Consider the following 26,250-nt stretch of genomic DNA (forward strand, 5'->3'; position numbering starts at 1 on the left):
CACGGCACGCCCTGAGAGCCGGGTGACGCCACTCTGACATCAATTTGACGTCAACCTCTTGCGTTGACACCACACATGGTGTCATAGTGGCGTCATGGACCTGACCCGATACGTCGACAACCTCCAGCAGCAGCTGGCCACCGCCGCGGCCGCGGGGGGAGAGGACGCCCGCGAGCTCGCCGGCCGGCTGACCGCTCCGCTCGACACCGCCGCGCGCCTCGTCCTGCTCGAGGCGCTCTCCGACGCCGCCGGTGAGATCTCCGCCGAGCTCGCACCGGGCTCGGTCGACGTCCGGCTGCGTGGCGGCGCCCCGGAGTTCGTCGTGGCGGCACCGAGAGCAGGCGCCACGGAGCCCGTCCCCGTGACCCTGCCGGTCAGCGACGCCTCGGCGCAGGCGGCCCTGTCGGCCGCCGACGTCGAGAGCGGCGCCACCACCCGCACCACGCTGCGGCTTCCCGAGCACCTCAAGACGAAGGCGGAGGCCGCCGCGGCCCGCGACGGCGTCTCGGTCAACACCTGGCTCGTGCGTGCGGTCGCGGCGGCGCTGGAGCAGCCCACCGGGCGCCCCGCCGCGCAGAGCCGGCCGGACCAGCGGGGCAGCGGCCGCGTCACCGGCTGGGTGCGCTGACCGCGCCCCCGCCCCCCGATCACCTGACATCACCCCGACACCACGGAGCTCACCATGCCTACCTTTTCCGCCCCCCACCCCGTCCCGATCGTCGTGGACGTCCCCTTCGGCAACCTGCACCTCGTCGCCTCCGAGCGTGACGACGTCGTCGTCACCGTCCTGCCCTCCGGCACGAAGTCCGGCAGCGTCCGCGCCGCCGAGGAGATCCAGGTCGGGCGCGACGGCGACGCGGTCACCATCACGTATCCGGGATCGTGGAAGCAGTTCGTCCTGCCCTTCGCGGCCGGCACCGCGGACATCACGGTCGAGCTGCCCCTCGGCTCCGACGTGCGGGGCAAGACCGGCTCGCTCTACGCCGAGGGCGCGCTGGGTGCCGTCGACATGACGCTCTCCGCCGGGAACGCCCGGCTGGAGGAGGTCGGCCGGCTCGGCCTCAAGGTCTCCGCCGGCTCGGTCGAGGTCCGCCGTGCCGTCGGCGCCACCGACGTCAAGGTGAGCGCCGGTTCGGTGCGCATCGAGGAGGCCGCGGGCGACGGCACGGTCCGCGCCAGCAGCGGCACCACGACCCTGGGCACCGTCACCGGCACCCTCGAGGTGCACGGGGCGCACGGCGACATCGCGGTGGACCGGGTGCGCGGCACCCTCACCGTGAAGTCCGCGCACGCCGGGATCCGGGTCGGCAGCCTCGAGTCCGGCAGCGCCACCCTCACCACGTCGTACGGCTCCATCGACGTCGGCGTGCCCGAGGGCACCGCCGCGTTCCTCGACATCGCGTCGGAGCACGGCGCCGTCCGCAACCAGCTGACCCCCACCGACGGCCCCATCGACGACGAGGCCACCGCGGAGATCCACGCCAGCACCGGCTACGGCGACGTCGTCGTACGCCGCCCCTGAGAAGAATCCGTCAGAGGAGAACAGACATGACCACCGACCAGGCCCGCGGACCCGAGATCCGCGTCCAGGGCGTCCGGAAGTCGTTCGGCGAGCTTCAGGTGCTGCGCGGCGTCGACTTCGACGTGGCCGCAGGCAGCATCTTCGCGCTGCTCGGCTCGAACGGCGCCGGCAAGACCACGCTGGTGAAGATCCTGTCGACGCTGCTGAAGGCCGACGAGGGCACCGCCACGGTCCACGGCTTCGACGTCGCGGCGACGCCCGGAGACGTCCGCGAGTCCATCAGCCTCACCGGGCAGTTCGCCGCGGTCGACGAGGTCCTCACCGGGCGGGAGAACCTGGTGCTCGTCGCCAGGTTGCGCCACATGAAGGACCCGGGCGCCGTCGCTGACGAGCTGCTGGCACGCTTCTCGCTCACGGAGGCCGGCGGGCGCCGGGCCGGGACCTACTCCGGCGGCATGCGCCGTCGCCTCGACATCTCGATGAGCCTCATCGGCGACCCGCCGATCATCTTCCTCGACGAGCCCACCACCGGCCTCGACCCGCAGGCGCGGGTCGAGGTGTGGGAGACCGTCAAGAAGCTGGCTCAGGGCGGCACCACCGTGCTGCTCACCACGCAGTACCTCGACGAGGCCGAGCAGCTCGCCGACCGGATCGCCATCCTGCACGAGGGAACGATCATCCAGAACGGCACCCTCGCCGAGCTCAAGCAGCTCCTCCCGCCCGCCAAGGTCGAGTACGTCGAGAAGCAGCCGTCCCTCGAGGACGTCTTCCTCTCGCTCGTCGGTGCGACCGGTATCGAGAAGGAATCCCGATGACCACCCACGCTCTCGCCGACACTCGTACCCTCACCGGCCGGTCGCTGCGCCACATCCTGCGGAGCCCGGACACCATCATCACCACCGCGGTCACGCCGATCGCGCTGATGCTCATCTTCGTCTACGTCTTCGGCGGCGCCATCAACACCGGGACCGGCGACTCGTACATCAACTACATGCTGCCCGGCATCCTGCTGATCACCGTGGCGTCCGGCATCGCGTACACCGCGTACCGGCTGTTCCTCGACATGCAGGGCGGCATCTTCGAGCGGTTCCAGTCGATGCCGATCGCGCGGTCGAGCGTGCTGTGGGGGCACGTGCTCACGTCCCTCATCTCGAACCTGGTCTCGGTCGCCATCGTCATCGCGGTCGCGTTCGCCATGGGCTTCCGCACGGGGGCGTCCTTCGGTGCCTGGCTCGCCGTGGCCGGCATCATGACCCTGTTCACCCTCGCCCTGACCTGGCTCGCCGTGATCGCCGGGCTCTCGGCGAAGACCGTGGACGGCGCGAGCGCCTTCAGCTACCCGCTGATCTTCCTGCCGTTCATCAGCTCGGCCTTCGTGCCCACGGACACGATGCCCGGCCCGGTCGCCTGGTTCGCCGAGAACCAGCCCGTGACGTCCATCGTCAACTCCATCCGGGCCCTGTTCGCCGAGCAGCCCGTCGGCGACGACATCTGGATCGCCCTCGCCTGGCTGGTCGGCATCTTCGTCGCCGCCTACGCCTTCGCCGTCGCCGCCTACCGCCGCAGGATCAGCTGACCGACGCCGGGCGGGCGACACGTCCGAGGAACCGCGCATCGAGCCCGTCGAGATCCGATCTCGACGGGCTCGGCGCGTCAGGAGTCGTACGCGTCCTTGACCACCAGGACGGGCACGGGGGAGTCGAGCAGCACGCGCTGCGTGGTGGTGCCCATGAGGAAGGTGCCGGCGCTGGACCGCTTGCGGGAGCCGATCACGACCAGCGACGCGCCGGACGCCTCGGTCGCGTCGAGGATGGCGTCGGCGGGCTCGGCGCCCGTGCTGCGGCGCGTCACGGGCTGGACGTCGACGCCCTCGGGCGCGGCGTCCAGGAGCGCGGCCAGCGACCGCGCGGCGTCGTCCGCGCCGTCGGGCGGCGCCAGGTTCACCACGTGCAGCGGGAGCCGCCGTCGGGCTGCCTCGGAGATCGCCGTCCGGACGGCCGCCTCGCCGTGCGGCGACGGGTTGTAGGCCACGAGCACCGTCATGGGCACACTCTCGCACATCGGGAACCGTCGGAGGGCCCCGGGCGTTGAGACAGCCAGCCGACGAAGGAGCAGCTCGCGATGCAGTGTCCGCACGATCAGTCCGTCCTGGTGATGACCGAGCGCAAGGGGGTCGAGATCGACTACTGCCCCCAGTGTCGTGGGGTGTGGCTCGACCGGGGTGAGCTCGACAAGATCATCGACCGGTCGATGGAGGCGGAGATCGCCGCCGAGGCCGGCAGCCCCCTGCGGCCCGCCGAGCCCGCCGCCTACGGCGCGGGGGCTCCGGCCGGCGCGCGGTACGACGACCGCGGCCCCGACCCGCGCGGGTACGACCCGCGGTACGACGACCGGCGCCGGGACGACCGGCGTCGTGACGACCGCGGGTACGACCCGCGCCGCGACGAGTACCGCCGCAAGAAGAAGAAGGAGTCCTTCCTGGGCGACCTCTTCGACTTCTGAGCCCGGCTCTGCTGAGCCCTGCCCTGCTGAGCCCTGTTCTGCTGGGCCGTGCCCCGAGCGGCGCCCCGAGCGGCGCCCCGGTCAGGCCGCGAGCTGCTCGCGCACCTGGCGCTTCGCGCGCGTGAGCATGCCTGCCATGCCGTTGAGGCGCAGCGGGCTGACGGCTCGGGTGAGGCCGATCATCAGGGGGAAGTCCTCGGGCACGTCCAGCACCTGCTGCGTCGTCAGGCCCGACAGCCCCTGCGCCAGGATCGACGCGAAGCCCCGGGTGGTCGGTGCCTCCTCGGGGGCCGACGCGTAGAAGTGCACGACCCCGTCGGTCACCTCGGCGAACGCCCGCACGGGCGACTGGCACTCCTCGACCCGCTCCAGCAGGCCCGGCGCGCTCTCGTAGCGCTCGGGCAGGGCCGGGAGCTCGCGCGAGAACTCCAGCAGCAGCTGCAGGCGCTCACGCTCGGGCAGGTCGAGGAACTCCTCGCGGATCTCGGCGAGAGCGTCGGGCAGCGTGGGTGCGTCGGTCATGGGTCCAGTCTCTCGCAGGGGCGGTGACACGGGTCGAGCCTGTCGGGACCGCGGGGTCTCGACAGGCTCGACCGGTGGGGTGGTCGTGACCGGGGTCGGTCAGGCGGCCTGGGCGGTGGCCTTGGCGCCGGGCACCTGGCCGGCCTCGGTGCCCGCGGCGATCGGCACGCGCACGGCGTTGCCCCACTCGGTCCAGGAACCGTCGTAGTTGCGCACGTCCTCGATGCCGAGCAGGTACTTCAGCGCGAACCACGTGTGGCTGGAGCGCTCGCCGATGCGGCAGTACGTGATCACGGAGTCGTCCGCCTCGATGCCGAGGCCGCCCTCGCGGTAGATCGCCTCCAGCTCGGCGCGCGGCTTGTACGTGCCGTCCGACGAGACGGCGGTCGCCCACGGCACGTTGCGCGCGGTGGGGATGTGCCCGCCGCGCAGCACGCCCTCCTCGGGGTAGTCCGGGATGTGCAGGCGCTCGCCCGTGTACTCCTGCGGGGAGCGGATGTCGACGAGCGGGCCGGTGCCGAGGTGCGCGAGCACGTCCTCCTTGAAGGCGCGGAACGTGGTGTCGTCGCGCTCGACCACGGGGTAGTCGCCGCGGGCGGGGGAGGACACGTCGGTGGTGAGCTCACGGCCCTCGGCGACCCAGAGGTTGCGGCCGCCGTCGAGCAGGCGGACGTCCTCGTGGCCGAACAGGGTGAAGACCCAGGCGGTGTAGGCGGCCCACCAGTTGTTCTTGTCGCCGTACAGCACGATGGTCGTGTCGCGCGAGATGCCGCGGCTCGCCAGCAGGTCCGCGAAGCCGGCGCCGTCGAGGTAGTCACGCTCGACCGGCTGCAGGAGGTCGGTGTGCCAGTCGATCTTCACCGCACCCGGGATGTGGCCGGTCTCGTAGAGGAGCACGTCCTCGTCGGACTCGACGACCACGAGGCCGGCGTCGTCGAGGTGCTCGGCCAGCCAGTCCGTGGTGACGAGGCGCTCCGGGTGCGCGTACTCGGCGAGGCGGGGCGTCGGGTCGGTGGGTGCGGGCATGGCTCCTCCATCTGTCGGCGTGCGCCGGGTGCGGGTGCGTCCCGGCCACTCTAAGGAGTGCGCGACCTGCGCCGACAGGTGCCGTCCAGAATGTGGGACCACGATGTGAGACGGCGTCGCCATTGGCGGTGACGAATTCGCGATGCGGAACAAGTTTTCCAAACCTGTTGTGCGCTCCGTCACGTGCTGCTAGCGTCGGCAGGACCAACGGCGGGCCCGGGCCGCGCCGGCGCCGACGGCGTCAGCGCGGTGGTCGACAGGAGTCGATCCGACACCGGCAGCTATCTACCAGGTGGAACGACAACTCACCTGCAGCGGCCCGCCGTGCCCCAGCCACGTCGGGCGAGCGTCATCGCGAGCCTCCGGGCACGCCGCGGCCGCTGCCCGATCCGTGGAGACCCGTGATGGAACACCATGCCGTGGACACCCGTGCCGCGACCGGCACCCGTACCGCCGAGCCGGACCCGGCCGCGAGCCATGCCGAGCACCTCGAGCGGGCCGTGGCCCTCGCCGTCGCCAGCGTCGCCGACGCCGGCGGACCGTTCGGCGCCGTCGTCGTCACCGCCGACGGCCAGGTCGTCGAGGGCGACAACCGCGTCACCCAGGACAACGACCCCACCGCCCACGCGGAGGTCACCGCCGTCCGGCGCGCGTGCGCGGCGCTCGGCACCTTCGACCTGACCGGCGCCACGCTCTACTCGAGCTGCGAGCCGTGCCCCATGTGCCTGGCGACCGCCCTGTGGGCGCGCGTCGACGCCGTGTACTTCGCGGCCGACCGGCACGACGCGGCGGCCGCCGGCTTCGACGACGCCGCCTTCTACGACTTCTTCGCCGCCCGGCTCCAGGACCTGCCCGAGGCCCCGGCCGCCGGCGGGGTCATGACCGTGCGCCACGAGCGCACCGCCAGCGCCGTCACGCCGTTCGACGCGTGGCGCGTGCTCGAGACGCGGGTCGACTACTGACCCGACCGGCCTGACCCCATCCCGCACCGGAAAGGACACAAGGACGTGACCATCCTGGGAACGCGGCGGGACACCGCCGAGCACGACGGCCCCCGCACCACCACCGGAGCCCGAGGCGCGCTGGACCGCCTCTTCAAGATCACCGCACGTGGCTCCACCACGGGCCGCGAGGTCCGCGGCGGCCTGGTGACCTTCTTCGCGATGGCGTACATCGTCATCCTCAACCCGCTGATCCTCGGCGGCACCAGCGCCGAGAACGCGCCCACCGACGTCGCGGGCGGCTGGCTCGCGACCGCCCAGGTGGGGGCCGTCACCGGCCTGGCGGCGGGCGTGCTGACGATCCTGTTCGGCCTCGTGGCGAACCTGCCCTTCGCGCTCGCCGCGGGGCTCGGCATCAACTCCTTCCTCGCGGTCGCCGTGATCGGCGACGTCACGTGGCCCGAGGCGATGGGCCTCGTGCTGATCAACGGCCTGCTCATCGTGCTGCTCGCCGTCACGGGCGCGCGGTCGGCGATCTTCAACGCCGTCCCACGCCAGCTCAAGGCCGCCATCACCGTGGGCATCGGCCTGTTCATCGCCTTCATCGGCTTCGTGGACGCCGGTTTCGTCACCCGCACCCCGGGCGGCCCGCCGGTCCAGCTGGGCGACGGCGGGTCGATCACCACCGTGCCGACCATGATCTTCGTCCTCGGGCTGCTGCTCATGGGGATCCTCGTGGCGCGCAGGGTGAAGGGCGGGCTGCTCATCGGCCTCGTCGCCACGACGGTCGTCGCGATCGTCGTGGAGGCGGTGCTGCAGCTCGGGCCCGCGGGCGACGACAACCCGGGCGGCTGGCACCTGTCGGTGCCGGCCCTGCCGGAGCAGCTCGTGTCCGTGCCCGACCTGTCCCTGCTGGGGCAGTTCAGCCTCGGCGCCTTCGACCGCATCGGGGCGCTCGCCGCGACGATGCTCGTCTTCACCCTGTTCTTCACGAACTTCTTCGACGCCATGGGCACGATGACGGGCCTGGCCAAGCAGGGCGGGCTCGCCGACGCCGACGGGAACTTCCCGCGGATCAAGTCGGCGCTGGTGGTCGAGGGCGTGGGCGCGGTCGTGGGCGGGGCGACCTCGTCGTCGTCCAACACCGTGTTCGTGGACTCCGCGGCCGGCATCGGGGAGGGCGCGCGGACCGGCCTGGCGTCGGTCGTGGCGGGCGGGCTGTTCCTCGTCGCCATGTTCCTCACCCCGCTGACGGCGGTCGTGCCGATCGAGGTCGCCAGCGGCGCCCTCGTCGTGGTCGGCGCGATGATGATGAGGGAGATCAAGGAGATCGACCTGGGCGACTTCTCCGTCGCGCTGCCGGTGTTCCTCACCGTCGTGACCATGCCGCTGACGTACTCCATCGCCAACGGCATCGGGATCGGCTTCATCACGTGGGTGCTGCTGCGGTTCGCCTGCGGCAGGGCGCGCGACGTCCACCCGCTGCTGTGGGTGGTCGCCGCCGGTTTCCTCGTGTACTTCGTGCGCGGTCCGCTCTCCGCGGCGATCGGCGCCTGACGACGACATCGGTCGGGCCCGTCAAGACCCGGCGGGCCCGACCGAGAGGGAGGGGGCACTGATGCTCACCCTGGTTGACCAGCTGGCCGCGTGGCTCGGACCCGGCGGTGCGCCGTTCGCCGTCGCGACGGTGGTCGGGGCGTCGGGCTCGGTGCCGCGCCCTGTCGGCACCGCGATGGCGGTACGCGCCGACGGAGCCGTGATCGGCAGCCTGTCCGGCGGGTGCGTCGAGGCGGCGGTGCACGCCGCCGCGCTCGACGCGATCGCCGCCCGGGAGTGCCACCGCGAGACCTTCGGCTGGTCCGACGACGACGCGTTCGCCGTCGGCCTCACCTGCGGCGGCAGCCTCGAGGTGCACGTCCAGCCCGTACGGCCCGGCGACGACGGCGACCCCGGCGCGGTGGCGCTGGCCGAGCTCGCCGCGGGCGAGGACGCCCCCGCCGCGCTCGTGCGGCGCCTGGACGTCGCGCGCCCCACCGCCGTCGTTCTCGAGTTGTCAGAGCCAGGTGGCGATATAGGCCCACGTGGCTCTGACAACTCGCTGCGGGGGCTCGTCGACGAAGGCGCGCTGCCGGCGGTGGCGGCCCAGGTCGACGCCGTCCTGCGCGCGGGCGGCGCCGCGACCGTCCACGCGGCACCCGGCGTCGACGACGGCGGGTGCACGCCCGACGACGAGCCCGTCACGCTGCTGGTCGAGACCCGGCTCGCCCCGCCGCGCTTCGTCGTCGTCGGCGCGGGCGACTTCGCGGGCGCGCTGATCCGGGCGGTGCGGCTGCTGGGCTACCGCGTGACCCTCGTCGACGCCCGGGAGGTGTTCGCGGACCCGCGCCGCTTCCCGCAGGCGGACGAGGTGGTCGTGGACTGGCCCGACCGGTACCTGGCGGCCGAGGCGGAGGCCGGGCGCCTCGACGCCCGCACCGCCGTGGCGGTCCTCACGCACGACGCCAAGTTCGACGTCCCGACCCTGCGGCTCGCGCTCGGGCTGCCGCTCGCGTACGTCGGGGCGATGGGGTCGCGCCGCTCGCACGCCCAGCGCCTGGAGGCCCTGCGCGCCGAGGGCGTGACGCCCGAGGCGCTGGCGCGGCTGCGCTCGCCCATCGGCCTCGACCTGGGCGCCGTGACGCCCGAGGAGGTCGCCGTCTCCGTCGTGGCCGAGCTCGTCGCCGTCCGTCACGGCCGCGCCGCCGCGCTGCCCCTGAGCCGCACGGACGGCCCGCTGCACGCGGCGCCGGCCGTTCCCCGCGACGACCACAGCAAGGAGGGCTCCCGGTGGACCTGAGCACCGTCACCGACCTGGTCCCCACGGCCGACCCCGCCGACTGGCGCGAGGGCGACGCGTGGCTGGCCGGCGGCACCGTCCTGTTCTCGTACGGCAGCCAGAGCCTGCGCCGGCTGCTCGACCTCACGAGCGCCGGGTGGCCCGCGCTCACGGTGACGGACGACGGGCTGGAGGTCGCCGCGACCTGCACCGTCGCGGAGCTGTACGCCTTCCCGGACGACCCGGCCGCGGCGGCCGTGCGCGACGCATGGCCCGCGCTGGACCTCGTGCGCCCGTGCTGCGACGCCTTCGTCGCGTCGTTCAAGATCTGGAACACCTCGACCGTGGGCGGGAACGTGGCCACGTCCCTCCCGGCGGGGCCGATGACGTCGCTGACCGCGGCGCTCGACGGCGTCGCCGAGGTCTGGGGCCCGGGCGGGGCGCGCCGCACGCAGCCCGTGGTCGAGCTGGTCACGGGCGAGATGCGCAACACCCTCGCGCCGGGCGAGCTGCTGCGCGCGATCCGGCTGCCGGCCGCGGCGCTGCGTGCCCGCACGGCGTTCCGCCGGCTCTCGCTGTCGAACCTCGGGCGCTCCGGCGTGCTGCTGATCGGCCGCCTCGACGCGGCGGACCCGACGGACGGCGCCGGCGGCGAGCTCGTGATCACCGTGACGGCGTCCACCCGTCGGCCGGTGCAGCTGCGGTTCCCGCCGGGCGCGCACCCCGACGCCGCGGGCCTGGCGGCGTCGATCGACGCCGCGATCCCGGACGACCTGTACCACGACGACATCCACGGCCTGCCCGCGTGGCGCCGCGACATGACCTACCGGCTCGCGGAGGAGATCCGCCGCGAGCTGCTCGAGCGCGACGACAGCCCGACCGACAGCCCGACCGACAGCCCGACCGACGGAGGCCGGCGATGACCGAGGCGACCACCCGCCCCACCACCCCGACGTCGGCCGCCGGCCCGGGCACGACGCCGGTGCTGCGCGTGGACGGCCGGGACGTCGACGCCGTGCCCCGCGCGGGCCAGTGCCTGCGCACGTTCCTGCGCGAGCAGGGCGCGCTCGGCGTCAAGAAGGGCTGCGACGGGGGCGACTGCGGCGCGTGCACGGTGCACGTCGACGGCGTGCCGGTGCACAGCTGCGTCTACCCCGCGCGGCGCGCGGCCGGCCGCGACGTGACGACGATCGGCGGGCTCGCGGCGTCGGCCCACGGCCCCGACGCGGCCGCCGACGGGGCGCTGCACCCCGTCCAGCAGCAGGTCCTCGACTCCCAGGGCTTCCAGTGCGGCTTCTGCACGGCGGGCCTGATCATGACGGCGGCGACGTTCGACGACGACCAGCGGGCGAACCTGCCGCGCAGCCTCAAGGGCAACCTGTGCCGCTGCACGGGGTACCGGTCGATCGCGGACGCCGTGACGGGCGGGGACACCTGCGGCGTGCCGCACCCGGCCGGCGCCGCGCCGTGCGACCAGGGCCACGACGGGTGGACGCCCGCGCACTCGCACGGCGAGCCGGGCGCGGTGGGCACGGCCGCCTTCGGCACCAACGAGCCCGCCCCGGCGAGCCGCGGCGTCGTGACGGGGCAGGTGCGCTACACGCTCGACGTCGACCCGGATGCCTACCCGGGGCTGCTGCACCTGAGGCTGGCGCGCTCGCCGCACGCGCACGCCCGCATCACCGCGTTCGACACGGCGGACGCGCTCGCGGTGCCCGGCGTGCGCGCCGTCCTCACGCACGCCGACGCCCCGGCGGCGCGCTTCAGCACGGCCCAGCACGAGCACTGGACGGACGACCCCGACGACACGCGCATCCTCGACGACGTCGTGCGCTTCGTGGGGCAGCGGGTGGCCGCCGTCGTGGCCGACTCGGTCGCCGCGGCGGAGGAGGGAGTGCGGCGGCTGCGCGTCGACTATGAGGTGCTGCCCGCCGTCGTCGACCCCGAGGAGGCGATGGCGCCCGGCGCGCCGCTCGTGCACCCGGAGCTGGACGCCGCGTCCGCGCGGGTCTCCCGGCCCGGGGCGAACGTCGTCGCCGAGGTGCACAGCGAGCTCGGCGACGTCGAGGCGGGCCTCGCGGAGGCGGACGTCGTGCACGAGGCCACCTACCGCACGCAGCGGGTGCAGAACGCGGCCCTCGAGACCCACGCGGCGATCGCGTCGTTCGACGACGACGGCCGGCTGGTGGTCCGGTCGTCGACCCAGGTGCCGTTCCTGGCCCGCCGCCACCTGGCACGGGTGCTCGACCTGCCCCTGGACCGCGTGCGCGTGTACTGCGAGCGGGTCGGCGGCGGGTTCGGCGGCAAGCAGGAGGTGCTGGTCGAGGACGTCGCGGCGCTCGCGGCGCTGCGGCTGCGCCGGCCCGTGCAGCTCGAGCTGACCCGGACGGAGACCTTCACCGGCACGACGACGCGGCACCCCTTCCGTGTCCGGGTCCGGGCCGGCGCCCGTCGCGACGGCACGCTGACGGCGCTGCACCTGGATGTGCTGAGCAACACCGGCGCCTACGGCAACCACGGGCCGGGCGTGATGTTCCACGGCTGCGGCGAGTCGATCGCCGTCTACACGTGCGCGAACAAGAAGGTCGACGCGCACTGCGTGTACACGCACACGCTGCCGTCCGGGGCGTTCCGCGGGTACGGGCTGAGCCAGATGATCTTCGCGGTGGAGTCGGCGATGGACGAGCTGGCCCGCCGACTCGGGATGGACCCGCTCGACCTGCGTCGGCGCAACGTGGTGCGCGAGGGCGACCCCATGCTGTCGCTCAACCCCGAGCCGGAGGAGGATGTGCTGTACGGCAGCTACGGCCTCGACGAGTGCATCGAGCTGGCCGACGACGCCCTCGCCCGCGGCCGGGCACGGGACGTCGCCGCGTACGGGGCCGACCCCGACGACCCGGGGACGCCGTGGCTGGGCCAGGAGTGGGATGTCGGCGAGGGGACGGCCGTCTCCATGATCGACACGGTCCCGCCGCGGGGCCACGTCGCCCACGCGCGGGCGCGGCTGCGCCCGGACGGCGTGGTCGAGGCGGAGGTCGGCACGGCGGAGTTCGGCAACGGCACCACGACCGTGCACGCCCAGCTCGTGGCCGGCGCGACCGGCCAGCGCGCGGGCGACGTCGTCGTCCGGCAGTCCGACACCGACCTCGTGGAGCACGACACGGGCGCGTTCGGCTCCACCGGGACGGTCGTGGCGGGCAAGGCGTCGCTCGCCGCGGCGACCGAGCTCGCGACCCAGGTGCTGGCCGTGGCCGCGACGGCGGCGGGGACGGAGGTGGCCGGGTGCCGTCTCGTGCCCGGCGGCGTCGAGTGCGCGGGGAGCACCCTTGCGCTGGCCGACGTGGCGCGCCACGCCGCCGCCGCGGGGGTGCGGCTGGAGGCGGAGGGCCGCTGGGGCGGCACGCCGCGGTCGGTCGCGTTCAACGTGCACGGGTTCCGCGTCGCGGTGCACCGCGGCACCGGCGAGATCCGCATCCTGCAGAGCGTGCAGGCCGCGGACGCGGGGGAGGTCGTCAACCCGCGCCAGTGCCGTGGCCAGGTCGAGGGCGGCATCGCGCAGGCGCTCGGCGCCGCCCTGTACGAGGACGTGGTGATCGACGACGACGGGCGCGTCACCACCGACATCTTCCGCCAGTACCACCTGCCCACGTTCGCGGACGTGCCCCGCAGCGAGGTCTACTTCGCCCGCACCAGCGACACCACCGGGCCGATGGGGGCCAAGTCGATGAGCGAGAGCCCGTTCAACCCGGTCGCGCCGGCCCTGGCCAACGCGGTCCGCGCCGCGACGGGCGTGCGGTTCACCGAGCTGCCGCTCGCGCGGGACAAGGTCTACCTCGGCATCAGGGCGGCCGCCACCACCTGACCCGGCGCTGTGCACCCACAGCGCCCCGGGTCAGGTGAGCAGGTCGAGGTCGGCCTCGGTGTCGACGTCGCGCCCGTCGCCCGGGTGCACGACGACGTCGATCAGGTCGGCGTGGGCGCGCAGGAAGTCGCGCGCTCCGGCGTCGCCCGTGGCGCTCGCGGCCGCGGGGCCGGCGAGCGCGGCGTCCAGCACCAGCGGGTGGGCCCAGCGGGGCCGCCCCGGGCCCGGCGCCGCCGCGTCGGCCCAGCGCGAGACGGCGATCCGGCCGGGCCGGTGCGCGGCCAGCAGGCGGCCGACGTCGTCGGGCCTCACGCCGGGCTGGTCCACGTGCGCCACGACGAGGCGTCCCGTGGGCACGCCGTCGCGAGGCTCCAGCGCGGCCGCGACCCCGGCCCGCAGCGACGACGCCATCCCCGTGGCCCACGCGTCGTTGACCACGACCCGCACCCGGGAGGCGTCCCACCTGGCGCCGTCGCGCACCTGCCTCGCCTGCGCGCCGAGCACGACGACGACCTCGTCGCAGCCGCCCGCCCGGAGCACGTCCGCGACGTGCTCGGCCAGGGTGCGGCCGGCGTGGGGGAGGAGCGCCTTCGTGCCGCGGCCCAGCCGGGTGCCTGCTCCCGCCGCGAGCAGGACGGCGACGGTGCGGGGGAGGTCGCTGGTCCCGGGCGGCGCGGTCACCGGTCCAGGGTAGGGCGCGGCCGGGGCGGCGGCGCCTCTGCGGCCGGGCCCTGCCCGGTGGTCGTCGACACTTGACGTGCAAGTAACGACTTGCCTATCGTCGTGCCTGCGCGGCAGAGCACTCGGCGACCGTGGGCCACCGTGCAGCGCACCGGCCACAGACCCGGAAGGGACGGCACGACATGACCGCACACCTGGCCTACGGCACCTTGGACGAGGCAGACGGGCGCCCCCGGCTGCGCTTCGAGCTCACGGTCGCACACCCGGTCGAGCGGGTGTGGCAGGCGGTCTCCGTCCCGGCCGAGCTCGGGCGCTTCTTCCCCGGCGCCGCGCCGTGGACGCCGGCGGAAGGGGAGGTCGTCGACCTCGGCGGAGCCGTGCTCGAGGTGACCGAGGTCGACGCGCCTCATCGCCTGGCCTGGACCTTCGCCGGTCAGCCGCAGGCGTTCGAGCTCTCGCGCACGGAGGACGGCTGCCGCCTCGTCTACACCCACGTCATCGACGACCTGCCCGCGGCGCAGACCGCTGCCGGGTGGGAGACCTACCTCGCGCGCCTCGAGCCCCATCTCGCCGGAGGCTTCCTCTCGGACGAGGAGGCGCACGAGCCGTGGCGCGAGATCCACGAGCGCTACGCGGAGCGCTTCGGCGTCGACCCGGAGCCCGGCCGCCGGTGGGCCGACGCGAACCTCCCCGCCGGTCGTCGCTGAGCGGCGGACCTCCGCGTCGTCGTGCCGGCGGGATCCCTAGACTCGCCCGGTGCGTCGTGTGCTGAGCCGGTGGGTGGACCCGTTCGTCGTCGTCCTGATGGTCGTCCTCGTGGCGGGGCTGGTGATCCCCGTGGGCCCGGGCGCACAGCGGGTGGTGGACGTCGTCAGCGACGTCGCGGTGACCGCCCTGTTCCTCGTCTACGGCATGCGGCTGTCGACGCGGGAGGTGTGGGCGGGCCTGCGCAACGGGCGGCTGCAGGGCGGGATCCTGGCGTCGACGTACGTCGTCTTCCCCCTCCTCGGGCTGCTGGTCGCCTGGGCGGTCGTGCCGCTCGTGGGCGCGCCGCTGGCCGCCGGGATGCTCTTCCTGGCGCTGCTCCCGTCGACGGTGCAGTCGTCGGTGGCCTTCACCTCCGTGGCCCGCGGCAACGTGGCGGGCGCGATCTGCGGCGCCACCGTCTCCAACGTGCTCGGCATGCTGCTCACGCCTCTGCTCGTGCTGTGGCTGATGCCCGACGCGTCCGGCGCGGCGGGGGCCGGGGCCGCCGGCGGGCTCGGCGGCGTCCGCACGGTGCTGGTGCAGCTGCTGCTGCCGTTCGTCGTCGGGCAGCTGCTGCAGCCGGTCGTGGGCGACTGGGTACGGGCCCGCCGCTGGCTGACCCTCTCCGTGGACCGCGGCACCATCCTGGTCGTGGTGTTCTCGGCCGTCGCCGCGGCGTCGTCGGCGGGCGTGTGGGCCGGCACCTCCGCGTGGGTGATCGTGGCGCTGCTGCTGGTCAGCGCGGTGCTGCTCGCGGTCATGCTCGCGATCACCTGGTGGGGCGGCGCGGCGCTGCGGTTGCCCGTCACCGACCGGGTCGCGCTGCTCATGTGCGGGTCGAAGAAGTCGCTCGCGACCGGGCTGCCGATGGCGAGCGTGCTGTTCCCGGTCGCGGTGGCCGGCGTGGTCGCGGTGCCCGTGATCGTCTTCCACCAGCTCCAGCTCGTGGTGTGCGCCGTCCTGGCACGTCGCCTCGCGCTGCGTGACTGAGCGGGCGGAGGCAGGCTGCGAGCAGCCGCGGCCCTGCCTAGCGTCGGAGGATGGCGAAGCACGACGGGAGCGACGAGAAGTGGTCGCAGGACGTCACGGAGCACTCCGACGCGCTCGACCTCGACGACGACGTGTTCACCTGGGACGACCCGGCGCGCATCGCGGCGTCTCTCAAGCGCTCCGCCGAGTCGAGCCGGCGCCGCAAGGGGTCGGCCTACCAGTCGGCGATGTCGATGCTGACGTTCTACGTCAACCGGGCGGGCACGAACCTGCCGGCGTCGCAGCGGGACGTGCTCGAGCGGGCGAAGGACGAGCTGCGCAAGGCCTTCGGGCGGGACTGACGCCGGGGCGTCGGCGTCCTACACTGTCCGCACCACCGGACGACGACGTCGGGAGGTCCTGATGCGCAAGGCGACGGACGCCGCGGCCCACCCGGGCGGGCGCCCCCGACGCACCGGCCCGCGCCACGACCCGACCGGCGTGCGCGCCGCCTACGAGACGTTCCTGGGCACCGGTGAGCCCCCGGCGGGCGTGGACCCGCTGGTCGCGGCCTCCTGGCGTCGTTCGCTGCGCAGCGGCGTCGACCCGGACGCCCCGCACGCGGCGGCGCCGCTCGGTCGTGACCAGCTGGCCGACTACCGCCAGGGACACCCCCTCGCCCCCGCGATGCCGGTGGTGCGGGAGCTCGTCGTCGACGCGGCGGCGGACGACGGCCTCGTCGTCGCGGTCTCCGACGAGACGGGCCGGCTGCTGTGGGTGGAGGGCAGCCGCGGGCTGCGCGGGACCGTCGAGCGCGTCGGGTTCGTCGAGGGCGCGGTGTGGCGCGAGGAGAGCGTCGGGACGAACGCCCCCGGCACGGCGCTCGCGACCCGACGGGCCGTCCAGGTGATCGGGGCCGAGCACTACTCGCGGCCCGTGCAGGAGCTCAGCTGCGCCGCGGCACCCATCCACGACCTGGCGACCGGGCGCGTGCTCGGGGTGCTGGACGTGACCGGCGGACCCGCGGCGGCCTCGAACGTCGTGCTCTCCCTGGTCCGCGCGACCGTCGCGACCGTCGAGCGGGAGCTCGCCGCGCGCGCGGCGGCCGGTGTCCGGGCCGGGCCCGACGCCTCGCTGTCGGGCGCCGCACCCGACCTCGTCGTGCTCGGCAGGCCGACGCTGCGCACCGTCCGGGGCGTGCAGCCCCTGTCGCTGCGGCACGCCGAGATCCTGCTGCTCCTGGCCGAGCACCCCGGGGGGCTCGGCGCGGACGAGCTCGCCGTGCTGCTGCACCCGGGGGAGCTGTCGGACGTGACGGTCCGCGCGGAGGTGTCGCGGCTGCGGCGCGTCGTCGGGCCGCTGCTCGCCGACTCCCGGCCGTACCGGCTCGCCCGGCCCCTGCGCACCGACGCGGGCGACGTGCGGGAGGCGCTCGGCCGGGGTGACGTCCGGACCGCGGCGGGTCGCTACGCCCCGCTGCTGCCGAGATCCGGAGCGCCCGGCGTGGAGGCGCTGCGCGCCGAGCTGGCCGCCGAGGTCCGGGCCGCCGTGCTCGCCTCCCACGACCTGGCCGCACTGGACGCGTGGGTGCGCGGCGTCGACGGCGCCGACGACCACGCCGCGTGGACCCGCCTGCTCGCCGTCGCCGCGCCCGGCAGCCCGCACGCGGTGCGGGCCGGTGCCCACGTCGCCCTCCTGGACGCCGAACTGTCCTGACGGTCCGCGGCCGGTCGCGCTGCAACGGGACTGCAACCTTCCGGCGCCTACCGTCGCGACCACGCGGCGCGACGGCGCGCCGCAGGCACGCGAGGAGGCAGCATGACCGTCTACGCAGCACCCGGCCAGCCGGGGGCGATCGCCGAGTACCGGGCCCGGTACGACCACTGGATCGGCGGCGAGTACGTCCCGCCGGCGAACGGGCAGTACTTCGAGAACCCGAGCCCCGTGACGGGCCAGACCTTCACCGAGGTCGCGCGGGGCACCGCCGCCGACATCGAGAGGGCGCTCGATGCGGCGGAGGGCGCGGCGACCGCCTGGGGGAAGACCACGGTCACGGAGCGGGCGAACATCCTGAACAAGATCGCCGACCGCATGGAGGCGAACCTCGAGAAGATCGCGGTGGCCGAGTCGTGGGAGAACGGCAAGCCCGTCCGCGAGACGCTCGCCGCGGACATCCCGCTCGCCATCGACCACTTCCGCTACTTCGCGGGCGCGATCCGGGCCCAGGAGGGGTCGATCTCCGAGATCGACGAGGACACGATCGCGTACCACTTCCACGAGCCGCTCGGGGTCGTCGGGCAGATCATCCCGTGGAACTTCCCGATCCTCATGGCCACGTGGAAGCTGGCGCCGGCGCTCGCGGCGGGCAACGCCGTCGTCCTCAAGCCGGCGGAGCAGACGCCGGCGTCGATCCTCTTCCTGCTGGACATCGTCGGGGACCTGCTGCCGCCCGGCGTGCTGAACGTGGTCAACGGGTTCGGCGTCGAGGCGGGCAAGCCGCTCGCGTCCAGCCCGCGCATCCGCAAGATCGCCTTCACCGGCGAGACGACGACCGGCCGGCTGATCATGCAGTACGCGTCGCAGAACATCATCCCCGTGACGCTCGAGCTCGGCGGCAAGAGCCCGAACATCTTCTTCTCCGACGTCGCGGACCAGCGGGACGACTACTACGACAAGGCCCTCGAGGGGTTCACGATGTTCGCCCTCAACCAGGGCGAGGTGTGCACCTGCCCGTCGCGCGCGCTCATCCAGGCCGACATCTACGACCAGTTCCTCGGCGACGCCCTGGAGCGGACCAAGGCCGTGACGCAGGGCAACCCGCTGGACACCGACACGATGATCGGCGCGCAGGCCAGCAACGACCAGCTCGAGAAGATCCTGTCGTACATCGACATCGGCAAGGCGGAGGGCGCGAAGGTGCTCACCGGCGGGCAACGGGCCGAGCTCGACGGCGACCTGGCGGGCGGCTACTACGTGACCCCCACCGTGTTCGAGGGCAAGAACTCCATGCGCATCTTCCAGGAGGAGATCTTCGGGCCGGTCGTGTCGGTGACGGAGTTCGCGGACTTCGACGACGCGATGAAGATCGCCAACGACACCCTGTACGGGCTCGGCGCCGGCGTGTGGTCGCGGCAGGGCGCCACGGCGTACCGGGCGGGCCGGACGATCGAGGCGGGGCGCGTGTGGACCAACTGCTACCACGCCTACCCGGCGGCTGCGGCGTTCGGCGGCTACAAGGGCTCCGGCGTCGGGCGTGAGAACCACAAGATGATGCTCGACCACTACCAGCAGACGAAGAACCTGCTGGTCAGCTACTCGGGCCAGAAGCTCGGGTTCTTCTGAGCCGGACGACGAAGGAGGCGCGATGAGCGACGACGACGGGGCGGCCGCCGGCGGGCTCCCTGCGCGCGTCGCCGTGACCGCCGCCGCGGCCGGGCTCCTCGCCCGGCTGCGGCGGCAGCACGGCGAGCTGATGTTCCACCAGTCGGGCGGGTGCTGCGACGGGTCGAGCCCGATGTGCTACCCCGACGGCGACTTCCTGCTCGGCGACGCGGACGTGCACCTGGGCGACCTCGAGCTGAAGGACGAGCCGCTCACCGAGCCGGGCGCGACCGGCGAGACGTTCACCGTGCCGGTGTGGATGAGCCGGGCCCAGTTCGAGTACTGGAGCCACACGCACCTGACGATCGACGTGGTGCCCGGGCGCGGCTCCGGGTTCAGCGTCGAGGCGCCGGAGGGGGTGCGGTTCCTCATCCGGTCGCGGCTGTTCACGGACGACGAGCTGGCGACGCTGACCGCGGTGCGCTGAGCGTGCCGCGCCGGGCTCACCAGCCGGCGAAGCGGCCGATCGCCACGAACGCCGCGAGCAGGGCGAGCAGCACGTTGATCGTGAGCTGGGAGGTCTCCTGCCGGCGCACGTGCACCATGATCGCGAGCACCTGCAGCAGGAACAGGCACGCGGCGGCGATCGGCGTGAGCACGGGCACGACGTCCGTCAGCCAGGGGAGGATCACGCCCAGGGCGCCCGCGATCTCGCACAGCCCGATGAAGCGCACCACGACGTCGGGGAAGTCTTCGACCCAGCCCATCCGGGTCCGCAGCCGCTCCTTGCCGCGGGTGAGCTTCACGAAGCCCACCACGAGATAGAGCGCGGCCAGCAGCCCCGCGGCGACCCAGAGTGCGATGTCCATGGTCCCTCCACGATGTCGGCGACGCCGTCGTGCCTGGTGGTGAACCTACCGCGCACCGGCGGTGCGGGGAACGACCTGGCCTCCGGGGTGTCGTGCGGTGTCATCGGATGTCGGGCGATGTCGTGCTCGGGCCCGTTCGCCCGATATCTTCGCCTCGTGACCCGAGAGAGCGAGACCATCCCGTCCTTGTCGGCGCTGCCCGCCTGGCTGGTGCCGTCGGTGTACCTGCACTGGTCCGGCGAGTGGCTGCGCGAGTCCGTCGCGATCGCCACCCGCTCGCGCGAGCACACGCTCCCCGGCGGGCCGGGCGGGCCCCAGCGCGGCGACGTCGTCGTCACCGTGCTGGGTGACGCCGGCGTGGTCGCCTCCGTCGAGCTGATGGGCACCCCCGACGGCGAGAGCTGGGTGTCCGACGACCTGTTCGGCCCCGACCGGCCGATCGTCTGGGCCGACCTCTTCGACGGGGCCGACAGCTACACCGGCACGTCCGGGTGGCTGCCGGCCGAGCACGCCCGGCTGGTGCTCGACGGCGTCGCCGAGCAGTTCGGCGCGGGCCCGGTGCACACCCTGGACCCGGGCGACTGCGGCGCCGGCCGCACCGCACCCGACGTGCACGCGCTGCGCATCCTCGGGCACCGCGCCGTGACCGGCTGGGCGATGCGGCGCGAGGAGCGCTGCGCGTCGTGCGAGCGCTTCGTCGACGTGCACCAGATGCAGGCGCACGACGACGGCGCCGTCCGCCTCGGCACCACCACGGCGGGCGGGCGCACGCTCGAGCAGGTCGTGCGCGACGTGCACCTGCTGTGCGAGGCGTGCCACGACCTCATGCACGCCCACACGGTCGCGGCGCAGCGCGCCCGCATGCGGCCGCAGTGCCCGGGCTGCGGGGCCCGGGGGCGCACCAAGCGCGTCGTGTGGGGCATGACGTTCCAGGACGACGTGATGAACGCCGAGCCGGACGTCGTGTACGGCGGCTTCGAGGTGCCCGTCCCCACGCCCGAGTGGTACTGCACGGCCTGCCACGCGAACTTCGCGAGCTCCGTCATCGCGTCGCGGGCGCTCACCTCCGCCGCGGGCGGCGACCTCGGCGGGCCCCCGCCCCTCGGTGCGGACCTGCCCGGGGCCGAGCGCGCCCCGGTCGAGCGAGCCGGCGTCGAGCTCGGCGGGCCCGAGCTGATGGGCGACGACCCCGCCGCCTGAGCGACCAGGGCTGCCGTCGCCCGGGCCGGCCGTCAGGCGACGGCGGGCTCGGCGACCGCGGCCTGGTGCCCCGGCGACCCGCGGCGCGCGCCCGACCGGTGCCGGCGCACCAGGCCGTGCTCCGCCGGCGGGACGAACGGCGCGAGGCGCAGCGGCATCCCCGCTTCGAGCGGGGTGCGATCGGCCTTGCGGTGGTTGCACGGCACGCAGGCCGCGACGAGGTTGAGCCACGACGAGTCGCCGCCGCGCGAGCGGGGCACCACGTGGTCCACCGTCTCGGCCGGGCCGCCGCAGTAGGCGCACTCGCCGTCGCGGTGCTTGACGCCCTCCTTGGTGACCGCCGGGCGGCCCGCCGCGCGGTACCGCCAGCGCATCGCCACGTAGCGCACCAGCCGCAGCACGCGCGGCAGGGGATAGGGCCCGAAGCGGTGGCCCTCGACGGCCTCCTCGACGACCGCCACGCCGCGCACGAGCATCGTCATGGCGTGCTTCACCGACACGCGGTGCAGGGGCTCGTAGCCCGCGTTGAGGACCAGCACGTCGGCCATGGTTCGTGCTCCCTCCTGGCGGGGCGCGTCGTGCGACGCGCGGGCGGCTCCTCGTCGGTGTCGGTCGTGCTGCTGTGAGGCGGGTCACCAGGGCCCGCCGAGGTGAAAGTATGCCCCCATGCCCTGAAAGTCCAGGGCATTGGGGCGATCCGTCGTGCGTGTGGTCTGGGCGATGAGTCCGTGACGGTCGCCCGGTCCTACCCCCGTCACCACCCCACATCAGAGGAGGACAGGGTGCTCAGCGTCAACATGTTCACGTCGCTCGACGGTGTCGTCCAGGGCGCGGGCGGGCCCGAGGAGGACACCAGCGGCGGCTTCGACAAGGGCGGGTGGTTCATCCCGTTCACCGCCGACCCGATGTTCGGCAGGGTCGTCGACGGGTGGTTCGCCGCTACCGACGCGATCCTGCTCGGCCGCACCACCTACGACATGTTCCGCGGCTACTGGCCGGACGTCACCGACCCCGAGGACACCGTCGCCGCGAGGATCAACGCCGGCCCGCGGTACGTCGTCTCGGCGACGCTGCGCGAGCCGTCGTGGGCCGGCACGACGGTGATCGACCCGTCGTCGTCCGACCTCGCCGCCGAGGTCGAGGCGCTCAAGGCGCGCGCGGGCGACGAGCTGCAGGTGCACGGCAGCGCGCGGCTCGCGAGCACGCTGCACGACCTCGGGCTCGTGGACGTCTACCGGATCTTCGTCGCCCCCGTCGTGCTCGGCGACGGCAAGCGGCTGTTCGACCGCGGCGCCGTCCCGTCCGGGTTCACCGTCACCCGCACCGAGGTCGGCGAGAGCGGGCTGGTGTACCTGGAGCTGCGCCCCGGCCCGCTCGAGCTGGCCGAGTCCGCCGTCATCGACAACCGGGACTCGGTGCGCTGAGCCGGGGCCGGTGCGGCGGGCGAGCCCGGGCACCGCATGACGCCGGCGGCGGTCACGCGTCGTCGAGCGTGAGCGGCCGCACCTCGCCCCCGGCGGCGACGAACACGCCGCGCACGCGGACGCCGGAGCGGGCACGCAGCGCGCGGTTCCACGCGCGGTCGCCGGCCGACACCGCGGAGTCGCCGGGCCGGCCGAGGACGGCCACGACGCTGCCGCCGGGGGCGTGCTCGTCCAGGACCTCGCGCAGCAGGTCGCCGAGGTGACGCGCCGCGGCGGCGTCGGGAGCGGTGGGCACGTCGTCGACGGGCAGGACGACGCCGACGACCCGGTCGTCGGCGTCGAGCCACGTGAGGGTGAGGTCGCGCTCGCCGGGACGGCTGCCGTCGGCGAGGTAGCACGCGAGCTCCAGGAGCTCGGCGTCGTCGGTGATCCGGTCGCCCGGGCGGAAGGGTTCGGTGAGCGTCTCCATGCGTCGTCACCCTGCCCCAGTCGACAGGTCTCCCGCCGGCGTCATCCACAGGCCCCTGGCACCTGGGCGCCGAACAGGCGATTGCGCACGTTCTGACCGCTCAGAACGTGCGCAACCGCCTGTTCGGCCACTGGCCGGCGCCGGTCAGCCGGCCAGGTAGCGGGCGTAGGCCCCCGTGGTGAGGAACGGCGGGAAGTCGGTGCCCAGCGCGACCTCGCGGAAGATCGCCGCGGCGTCGTCGAAGCGGTCGCCGGCCGAGCGCGGCAGCCCGATCAGCACGGAACGCAGCACCGCCTCGCACCGCCCGCGCGTGATCGGCTCGCCGTCCTCGGTGCGGGTGCCCGAGGTGACCCACTGCCACACCTGCGACCGGGAGATCTCCGCGGTCGCGGCGTCCTCCATCAGGTGGTCGATCGCCGCGGCCCCGGCGCCCCGCAGCCACGACTCGATGTACCGCACGCCCACGGAGACGTTGGCGCGCAGGCCCGCCTCGGTCACGGTCGCGCCGGCCCGCCGTGCGGACGCGACGTCGAGCAGGTCTGCCTGGTCGACGCGGACGTCGTCACGCTGCCGGTCGACCTGGTTGTCGCGGTCGCCGAGCACCTCGTCGAACGCGCCGAGCGCCACCTCGACCAGGTCCGGGTGCGCCACCCAGGTGCCGTCGAAGCCGTCGTGCGCCTCGCGCGTCTTGTCGGCCCACACCTGCTCGACGGCGCGCTCCGTCACCGCCGGGTCACGACGGTCGGGGATGAACGCGCTCATCCCGCCCATCGCGTGCGCGCCTCGCCGGTGGCAGGTGGCCACGAGCAGCTCGGTGTACGCCCGCATGAACGGCGCCGTCATCGTCACCTGCCCCCGGTCGGGCAGCACGTACGAGTCGCCGCGGGTGCGGAAGCACTTGATCACCGAGAACAGGTAGTCCCAGCGGCCGGCGTTGAGGCCGGCGCAGTGCTCGCGCAGCTCGTAGAGGATCTCCTCCATCTCGAACGCGGCCGGCAGCGTCTCGACGAGCACCGTCGCGCGGATCGTGCCGCGCGGCAGGCCGAGCGCCTCCTGCGCCACCTCGAAGACCTCGTTCCACAGCCGCGCCTCGCGGTAGCCCTCGAGCTTCGGCAGGTAGAAGTACGGCCCGCGCCCGCGGGCGACCAGCTCGGTCGCGTTGTGGAACAGGTACAGCCCGAAGTCCACCAGCGTGCCCGACGCCGGCTGGGTGGAGCCGTCCGGGCCGGTGTAGGCCAGGTGCGACTCGAACAGGTGCCAGCCGCGGGGGCGGAAGACGATCGTCGGCAGCTCGGTCAGGTCCGACGACGGCAGGGTGTAGTGCTTGCCGTTCGGCGCGGTGTGCTCGAGCGTGCCGCGGATCGCGTCGCGCAGCGCGAGCTGCCCCTCGACGACGTTGCGCCACGTCGGCGACTGCGCGTCCTCGGCGTCCGCCAGCCAGCAGCGGGCACCGGAGCTCAGCGCGTTGATCGTCATCTTCGGGTCCGTCGGACCGGTGATCTCGACGCGCCGGTCGGCGAGCCCGGGGGCGCCGGCCGACCCCGCCACCCGCCACGACGGGTCGTCGCGCACCGGGCGGGTGGCCGGGCTGAAGTCCGGGTCCTCGCCGTCGGCGATGCGGCGCATGCGCCGCTGCCGCTCCAGCAGGAGCAGGGTGCGGTCGTCGGCGAACCGGTCGTGGAGCATGGCGAGGAACGCCAGCGCCCCGGGGGTGAGGACCTCCGCGTCGCGCGGGCCGAGGTCGGCGGCGACGGTGACGGTGCCCTCGGCGAGGGACGCCGCGCCCCAGGCCGACGGCCCGGAGGCGGTGTCGGCCAGCGGGGTGGCGAGGGTGTCGGTGGGACGGGTGCGTGGGTCGGCGAGCGTGGTCATGATGCCTCCGGGACGAGTGGGCCGTGAAGTAGTGCCTGGCGCGCTCCGGTAGTGCCGGCAGAGCACTACCGGAGCGCGCAGGGCACTACCGCGGCGACACCGGGGATCGGTCAGAACTGGGCCGTCTCGGTGGAGCCGGCGAGGGCCAGGGTGGCGGCGTCGGGGTTGAGCGCGGTGGCGACGCGGTCGAAGTAGCCGGTGCCCACCTCGCGCTGGTGCTTGGTGGCGGTGTAGCCGCGCCCCTCGGCGGCGAACTCCTTCTCCTGCAGCTCCACGTAGGCCGACATCTGCTCGCGGGCGTACCCGTGGGCCAGGTCGAACATCGAGTAGTTCAGGGCGTGGAAGCCGGCGAGGGTGATGAACTGGAAGGCGAAGCCCATGGCGCCCAGCTCGCGCTGGAACTTCGCGATGGTGTCGTCGTCCAGGTGCTTCTTCCAGTTGAACGACGGCGAGCAGTTGTACGCCAGCATCTGGTCCGGGAAGTCGGCCTTGACGGCCTCGGCGAACCGGCGGGCGAGGTCGAGGTCCGGCGTGCCGGTCTCCATCCAGATGAGGTCGGAGTACGGCGCGTAGGCCTTGGCGCGGGCGATGCACGGCTCGATGCCGTTCGTCACCTCGTAGAAGCCCTCGGCGGTCCGCTTTCCGGTGATGAAGGGGCGGTCGCGCTCGTCGACGTCGGAGGTGATCAGGGTCGCCGCCTCGGCGTCGGTACGGGCGATCACGACCGACGGCACGTCGGAGACGTCGGCGGCGAGGCGGGCCGCGTTGAGGGTCCGCACGTGCTGCTGGGTGGGGATCAGCACCTTGCCGCCGAGGTGGCCGCACTTCTTCTCCGAGGCGAGCTGGTCCTCCCAGTGCACGCCCGCGGCGCCCGAGGAGATCATGGACCTCATCAGCTCGTAGGCGTTGAGCGGGCCCCCGAAGCCGGCCTCGGCGTCGGCCACGATCGGGGCGAGCCAGTCGCGGGTGGCCGCGCCGTTCTCCGCGACGTCGATCTGGTCGGCGCGCAGCAGCGCGTTGTTGATGCGACGGACCACGGCCGGCACGGAGTTGGCGGGGTAGAGCGACTGGTCGGGGTAGGTCTGGCCCGCCAGGTTCGCGTCGCCGGCGACCTGCCAGCCGGACAGGTAGATCGCCTGCAGGCCCGCCTTGACCTGCTGCACCGCCTGGTTCCCGGTCAGCGCTCCGAGGGCGTTGATGTAGTCCTCGGTGTGCAGCTGCCGCCACAGGCGCTCGGCGCCGCGCCGCGCGAGCGTGCACTCCTCGCCGACGGAGCCGCGCAGCGCCACGACGTCCTCGGCCGTGAACGTGCGCTCGACGCCTGCCCAGCGGGGGTCGGTGGCCCACTGCTCGGCGAGCTGCTCGGCGGTCTGCGTCTGGTCGCCGGGGCGGGTGGTGGTCTGGGGCTCGAGCGTCGCGGTCATGGTCGGTGCCTCTCCGTCTACGTCACTGCGGTCGGTCTGCCGGACGGCGGCCGCCCGTCGTCCTGATGACGACCCTGACGCTCG

General features: G+C 73.9%; 27 protein-coding genes. 18 read left to right on the forward strand and 9 right to left on the reverse strand.

Annotated features, from left to right (window positions below):
* Window positions 1–94: 94 nt before the first annotated feature.
* Genes IEW03_RS10155 through IEW03_RS10170 form a run of 4 tightly spaced genes read left to right on the forward strand, consistent with a single transcriptional unit; the run spans window position 95 to window position 3,098 of the window.
* Window positions 95–628 (forward strand): toxin-antitoxin system HicB family antitoxin, encoded by a 534-nt coding sequence (locus tag IEW03_RS10155; protein WP_188523570.1) that lies wholly within the window; start codon window positions 95–97, stop codon window positions 626–628.
* Window positions 629–682: 54 nt separating this feature from the next.
* Window positions 683–1,522, forward strand: coding sequence for a DUF4097 family beta strand repeat-containing protein (locus IEW03_RS10160; protein WP_188523571.1), 840 nt, complete (start codon window positions 683–685; stop codon window positions 1,520–1,522).
* A 26-nt stretch (window positions 1,523–1,548) separates the two neighbouring features.
* Window positions 1,549–2,337, forward strand: a complete 789-nt coding sequence (locus IEW03_RS10165; protein ID WP_188523572.1) for an ABC transporter ATP-binding protein — start codon at window positions 1,549–1,551, stop codon at window positions 2,335–2,337.
* Complete coding sequence (locus IEW03_RS10170) at window positions 2,334–3,098, forward strand: ABC transporter permease (protein WP_188523573.1); 765 nt, start codon at window positions 2,334–2,336, stop codon at window positions 3,096–3,098. The genes IEW03_RS10165 and IEW03_RS10170 overlap by 4 nt, the downstream gene beginning before the upstream one ends.
* Before the next feature lie 77 nt (window positions 3,099–3,175).
* Here IEW03_RS10170 and IEW03_RS10175 read toward each other — a convergent pair whose 3' ends face one another.
* Window positions 3,176–3,565 carry a universal stress protein gene (locus tag IEW03_RS10175; protein WP_188523574.1) on the reverse strand — a complete coding sequence of 130 codons (390 nt, stop codon included), beginning with the start codon at window positions 3,563–3,565 and terminating at the stop codon, window positions 3,176–3,178.
* A gap of 78 nt (window positions 3,566–3,643) precedes the next feature.
* On the opposite strand from IEW03_RS10175, the gene IEW03_RS10180 reads away from it, so the two are divergent.
* Entirely contained in the window at window positions 3,644–4,024 is a 381-nt protein-coding gene (locus IEW03_RS10180; RefSeq protein ID WP_188523575.1) for a TFIIB-type zinc ribbon-containing protein, read from the forward strand.
* Between the two features lie 81 nt (window positions 4,025–4,105).
* Here the strand turns inward: IEW03_RS10180 and IEW03_RS10185 are convergent, their stop codons facing one another.
* Both IEW03_RS10185 and IEW03_RS10190 read right to left on the reverse strand, forming a co-directional pair.
* Window positions 4,106–4,546, reverse strand: coding sequence for a SufE family protein (locus IEW03_RS10185; protein ID WP_188523576.1), 441 nt, complete (start codon window positions 4,544–4,546; stop codon window positions 4,106–4,108).
* A 99-nt stretch (window positions 4,547–4,645) separates the two neighbouring features.
* Window positions 4,646–5,572, reverse strand: coding sequence for a sulfurtransferase (locus IEW03_RS10190; protein ID WP_188523577.1), 927 nt, complete (start codon window positions 5,570–5,572; stop codon window positions 4,646–4,648).
* 404 nt (window positions 5,573–5,976) lie between these two features.
* Here IEW03_RS10190 and IEW03_RS10195 point away from each other — a divergent pair, with 404 nt between their 5' ends.
* The 5 genes from IEW03_RS10195 (at window position 5,977) to IEW03_RS10215 (ending at window position 13,190) form a co-directional block, all read left to right on the forward strand.
* Window positions 5,977–6,534 carry a nucleoside deaminase gene (locus IEW03_RS10195; protein WP_188523578.1) on the forward strand — a complete coding sequence of 186 codons (558 nt, stop codon included), beginning with the start codon at window positions 5,977–5,979 and terminating at the stop codon, window positions 6,532–6,534.
* Between the two features lie 45 nt (window positions 6,535–6,579).
* On the forward strand, window positions 6,580–8,070 hold the full coding sequence (locus IEW03_RS10200) for an NCS2 family permease (RefSeq protein ID WP_188523579.1): 1,491 nt from the start codon (window positions 6,580–6,582) through the stop codon (window positions 8,068–8,070).
* A 61-nt stretch (window positions 8,071–8,131) separates the two neighbouring features.
* Window positions 8,132–9,349 (forward strand): XdhC family protein, encoded by a 1,218-nt coding sequence (locus IEW03_RS10205; protein WP_188523580.1) that lies wholly within the window; start codon window positions 8,132–8,134, stop codon window positions 9,347–9,349.
* A complete protein-coding gene (locus IEW03_RS10210; protein ID WP_188523581.1) occupies window positions 9,340–10,251 on the forward strand; it encodes an FAD binding domain-containing protein in 912 nt (303 codons plus the stop codon). Before IEW03_RS10205 ends, IEW03_RS10210 begins: the two co-directional genes overlap by 10 nt.
* Window positions 10,248–13,190, forward strand: coding sequence for a molybdopterin-dependent oxidoreductase (locus tag IEW03_RS10215; RefSeq protein WP_188523582.1), 2,943 nt, complete (start codon window positions 10,248–10,250; stop codon window positions 13,188–13,190). The genes IEW03_RS10210 and IEW03_RS10215 overlap by 4 nt, the downstream gene beginning before the upstream one ends.
* A 30-nt stretch (window positions 13,191–13,220) precedes the next feature.
* Here the strand turns inward: IEW03_RS10215 and IEW03_RS10220 are convergent, their stop codons facing one another.
* Window positions 13,221–13,871, reverse strand: a complete 651-nt coding sequence (locus IEW03_RS10220) for a nucleotidyltransferase family protein (RefSeq protein WP_188523583.1) — start codon at window positions 13,869–13,871, stop codon at window positions 13,221–13,223.
* A gap of 182 nt (window positions 13,872–14,053) precedes the next feature.
* Between IEW03_RS10220 and IEW03_RS10225 the strand changes: the two genes are divergently transcribed.
* The 6 genes from IEW03_RS10225 (at window position 14,054) to IEW03_RS10250 (ending at window position 19,395) form a co-directional block, all read left to right on the forward strand.
* Window positions 14,054–14,578 carry an SRPBCC domain-containing protein gene (locus IEW03_RS10225; RefSeq protein ID WP_229737903.1) on the forward strand — a complete coding sequence of 175 codons (525 nt, stop codon included), beginning with the start codon at window positions 14,054–14,056 and terminating at the stop codon, window positions 14,576–14,578.
* A 49-nt stretch (window positions 14,579–14,627) separates the two neighbouring features.
* On the forward strand, window positions 14,628–15,608 hold the full coding sequence (locus IEW03_RS10230) for a bile acid:sodium symporter (protein WP_188523584.1): 981 nt from the start codon (window positions 14,628–14,630) through the stop codon (window positions 15,606–15,608).
* A gap of 50 nt (window positions 15,609–15,658) precedes the next feature.
* A complete protein-coding gene (locus IEW03_RS10235) occupies window positions 15,659–15,949 on the forward strand; it encodes a DUF3175 domain-containing protein (protein ID WP_188523585.1) in 291 nt (96 codons plus the stop codon).
* A 61-nt stretch (window positions 15,950–16,010) separates the two neighbouring features.
* Window positions 16,011–17,303, forward strand: a complete 1,293-nt coding sequence (locus IEW03_RS10240; RefSeq protein WP_188523586.1) for a sigma-54-dependent transcriptional regulator family protein — start codon at window positions 16,011–16,013, stop codon at window positions 17,301–17,303.
* 102 nt (window positions 17,304–17,405) lie between these two features.
* Window positions 17,406–18,929: an acetaldehyde dehydrogenase ExaC gene (gene exaC, locus IEW03_RS10245; protein ID WP_188523587.1), complete on the forward strand. Its 1,524-nt coding sequence runs from the start codon at window positions 17,406–17,408 to the stop codon at window positions 18,927–18,929.
* A 22-nt stretch (window positions 18,930–18,951) separates the two neighbouring features.
* Window positions 18,952–19,395, forward strand: a complete 444-nt coding sequence (locus IEW03_RS10250; protein ID WP_188523588.1) for a DUF779 domain-containing protein — start codon at window positions 18,952–18,954, stop codon at window positions 19,393–19,395.
* 16 nt (window positions 19,396–19,411) lie between these two features.
* Here IEW03_RS10250 and IEW03_RS10255 read toward each other — a convergent pair whose 3' ends face one another.
* Window positions 19,412–19,777: a DoxX family protein gene (locus IEW03_RS10255; protein WP_188523589.1), complete on the reverse strand. Its 366-nt coding sequence runs from the start codon at window positions 19,775–19,777 to the stop codon at window positions 19,412–19,414.
* A gap of 156 nt (window positions 19,778–19,933) precedes the next feature.
* Here IEW03_RS10255 and IEW03_RS10260 point away from each other — a divergent pair, with 156 nt between their 5' ends.
* Window positions 19,934–20,977: a hypothetical protein gene (locus tag IEW03_RS10260; RefSeq protein WP_188523590.1), complete on the forward strand. Its 1,044-nt coding sequence runs from the start codon at window positions 19,934–19,936 to the stop codon at window positions 20,975–20,977.
* Between the two features lie 32 nt (window positions 20,978–21,009).
* On the opposite strand, the gene IEW03_RS10265 is transcribed toward IEW03_RS10260, so the two are convergent.
* Window positions 21,010–21,525, reverse strand: coding sequence for an HNH endonuclease (locus IEW03_RS10265; protein ID WP_188523591.1), 516 nt, complete (start codon window positions 21,523–21,525; stop codon window positions 21,010–21,012).
* 234 nt (window positions 21,526–21,759) lie between these two features.
* Here IEW03_RS10265 and IEW03_RS10270 point away from each other — a divergent pair, with 234 nt between their 5' ends.
* The gene (locus IEW03_RS10270; protein WP_229737904.1) at window positions 21,760–22,401 is read left to right on the forward strand and encodes a dihydrofolate reductase family protein; all 642 of its coding nucleotides are present in this window, start codon (window positions 21,760–21,762) and stop codon (window positions 22,399–22,401) included.
* A 52-nt stretch (window positions 22,402–22,453) separates the two neighbouring features.
* On the opposite strand, the gene IEW03_RS10275 is transcribed toward IEW03_RS10270, so the two are convergent.
* From IEW03_RS10275 to aceA, 3 genes are all read right to left on the reverse strand, one after another.
* Window positions 22,454–22,870, reverse strand: a complete 417-nt coding sequence (locus IEW03_RS10275; RefSeq protein WP_188523592.1) for a hypothetical protein — start codon at window positions 22,868–22,870, stop codon at window positions 22,454–22,456.
* A gap of 144 nt (window positions 22,871–23,014) precedes the next feature.
* A complete protein-coding gene (gene aceB / locus IEW03_RS10280) occupies window positions 23,015–24,742 on the reverse strand; it encodes a malate synthase A (protein ID WP_188523593.1) in 1,728 nt (575 codons plus the stop codon).
* A 110-nt stretch (window positions 24,743–24,852) separates the two neighbouring features.
* A complete protein-coding gene (gene aceA, locus IEW03_RS10285) occupies window positions 24,853–26,166 on the reverse strand; it encodes an isocitrate lyase (protein ID WP_188523594.1) in 1,314 nt (437 codons plus the stop codon).
* Window positions 26,167–26,250: the final 84 nt, after the last annotated feature.

The sequence above is a fragment of the Isoptericola cucumis genome, assembly GCF_014635665.1.
Classification (GTDB): Bacteria; Actinomycetota; Actinomycetes; order Actinomycetales; family Cellulomonadaceae; genus Isoptericola; species Isoptericola cucumis.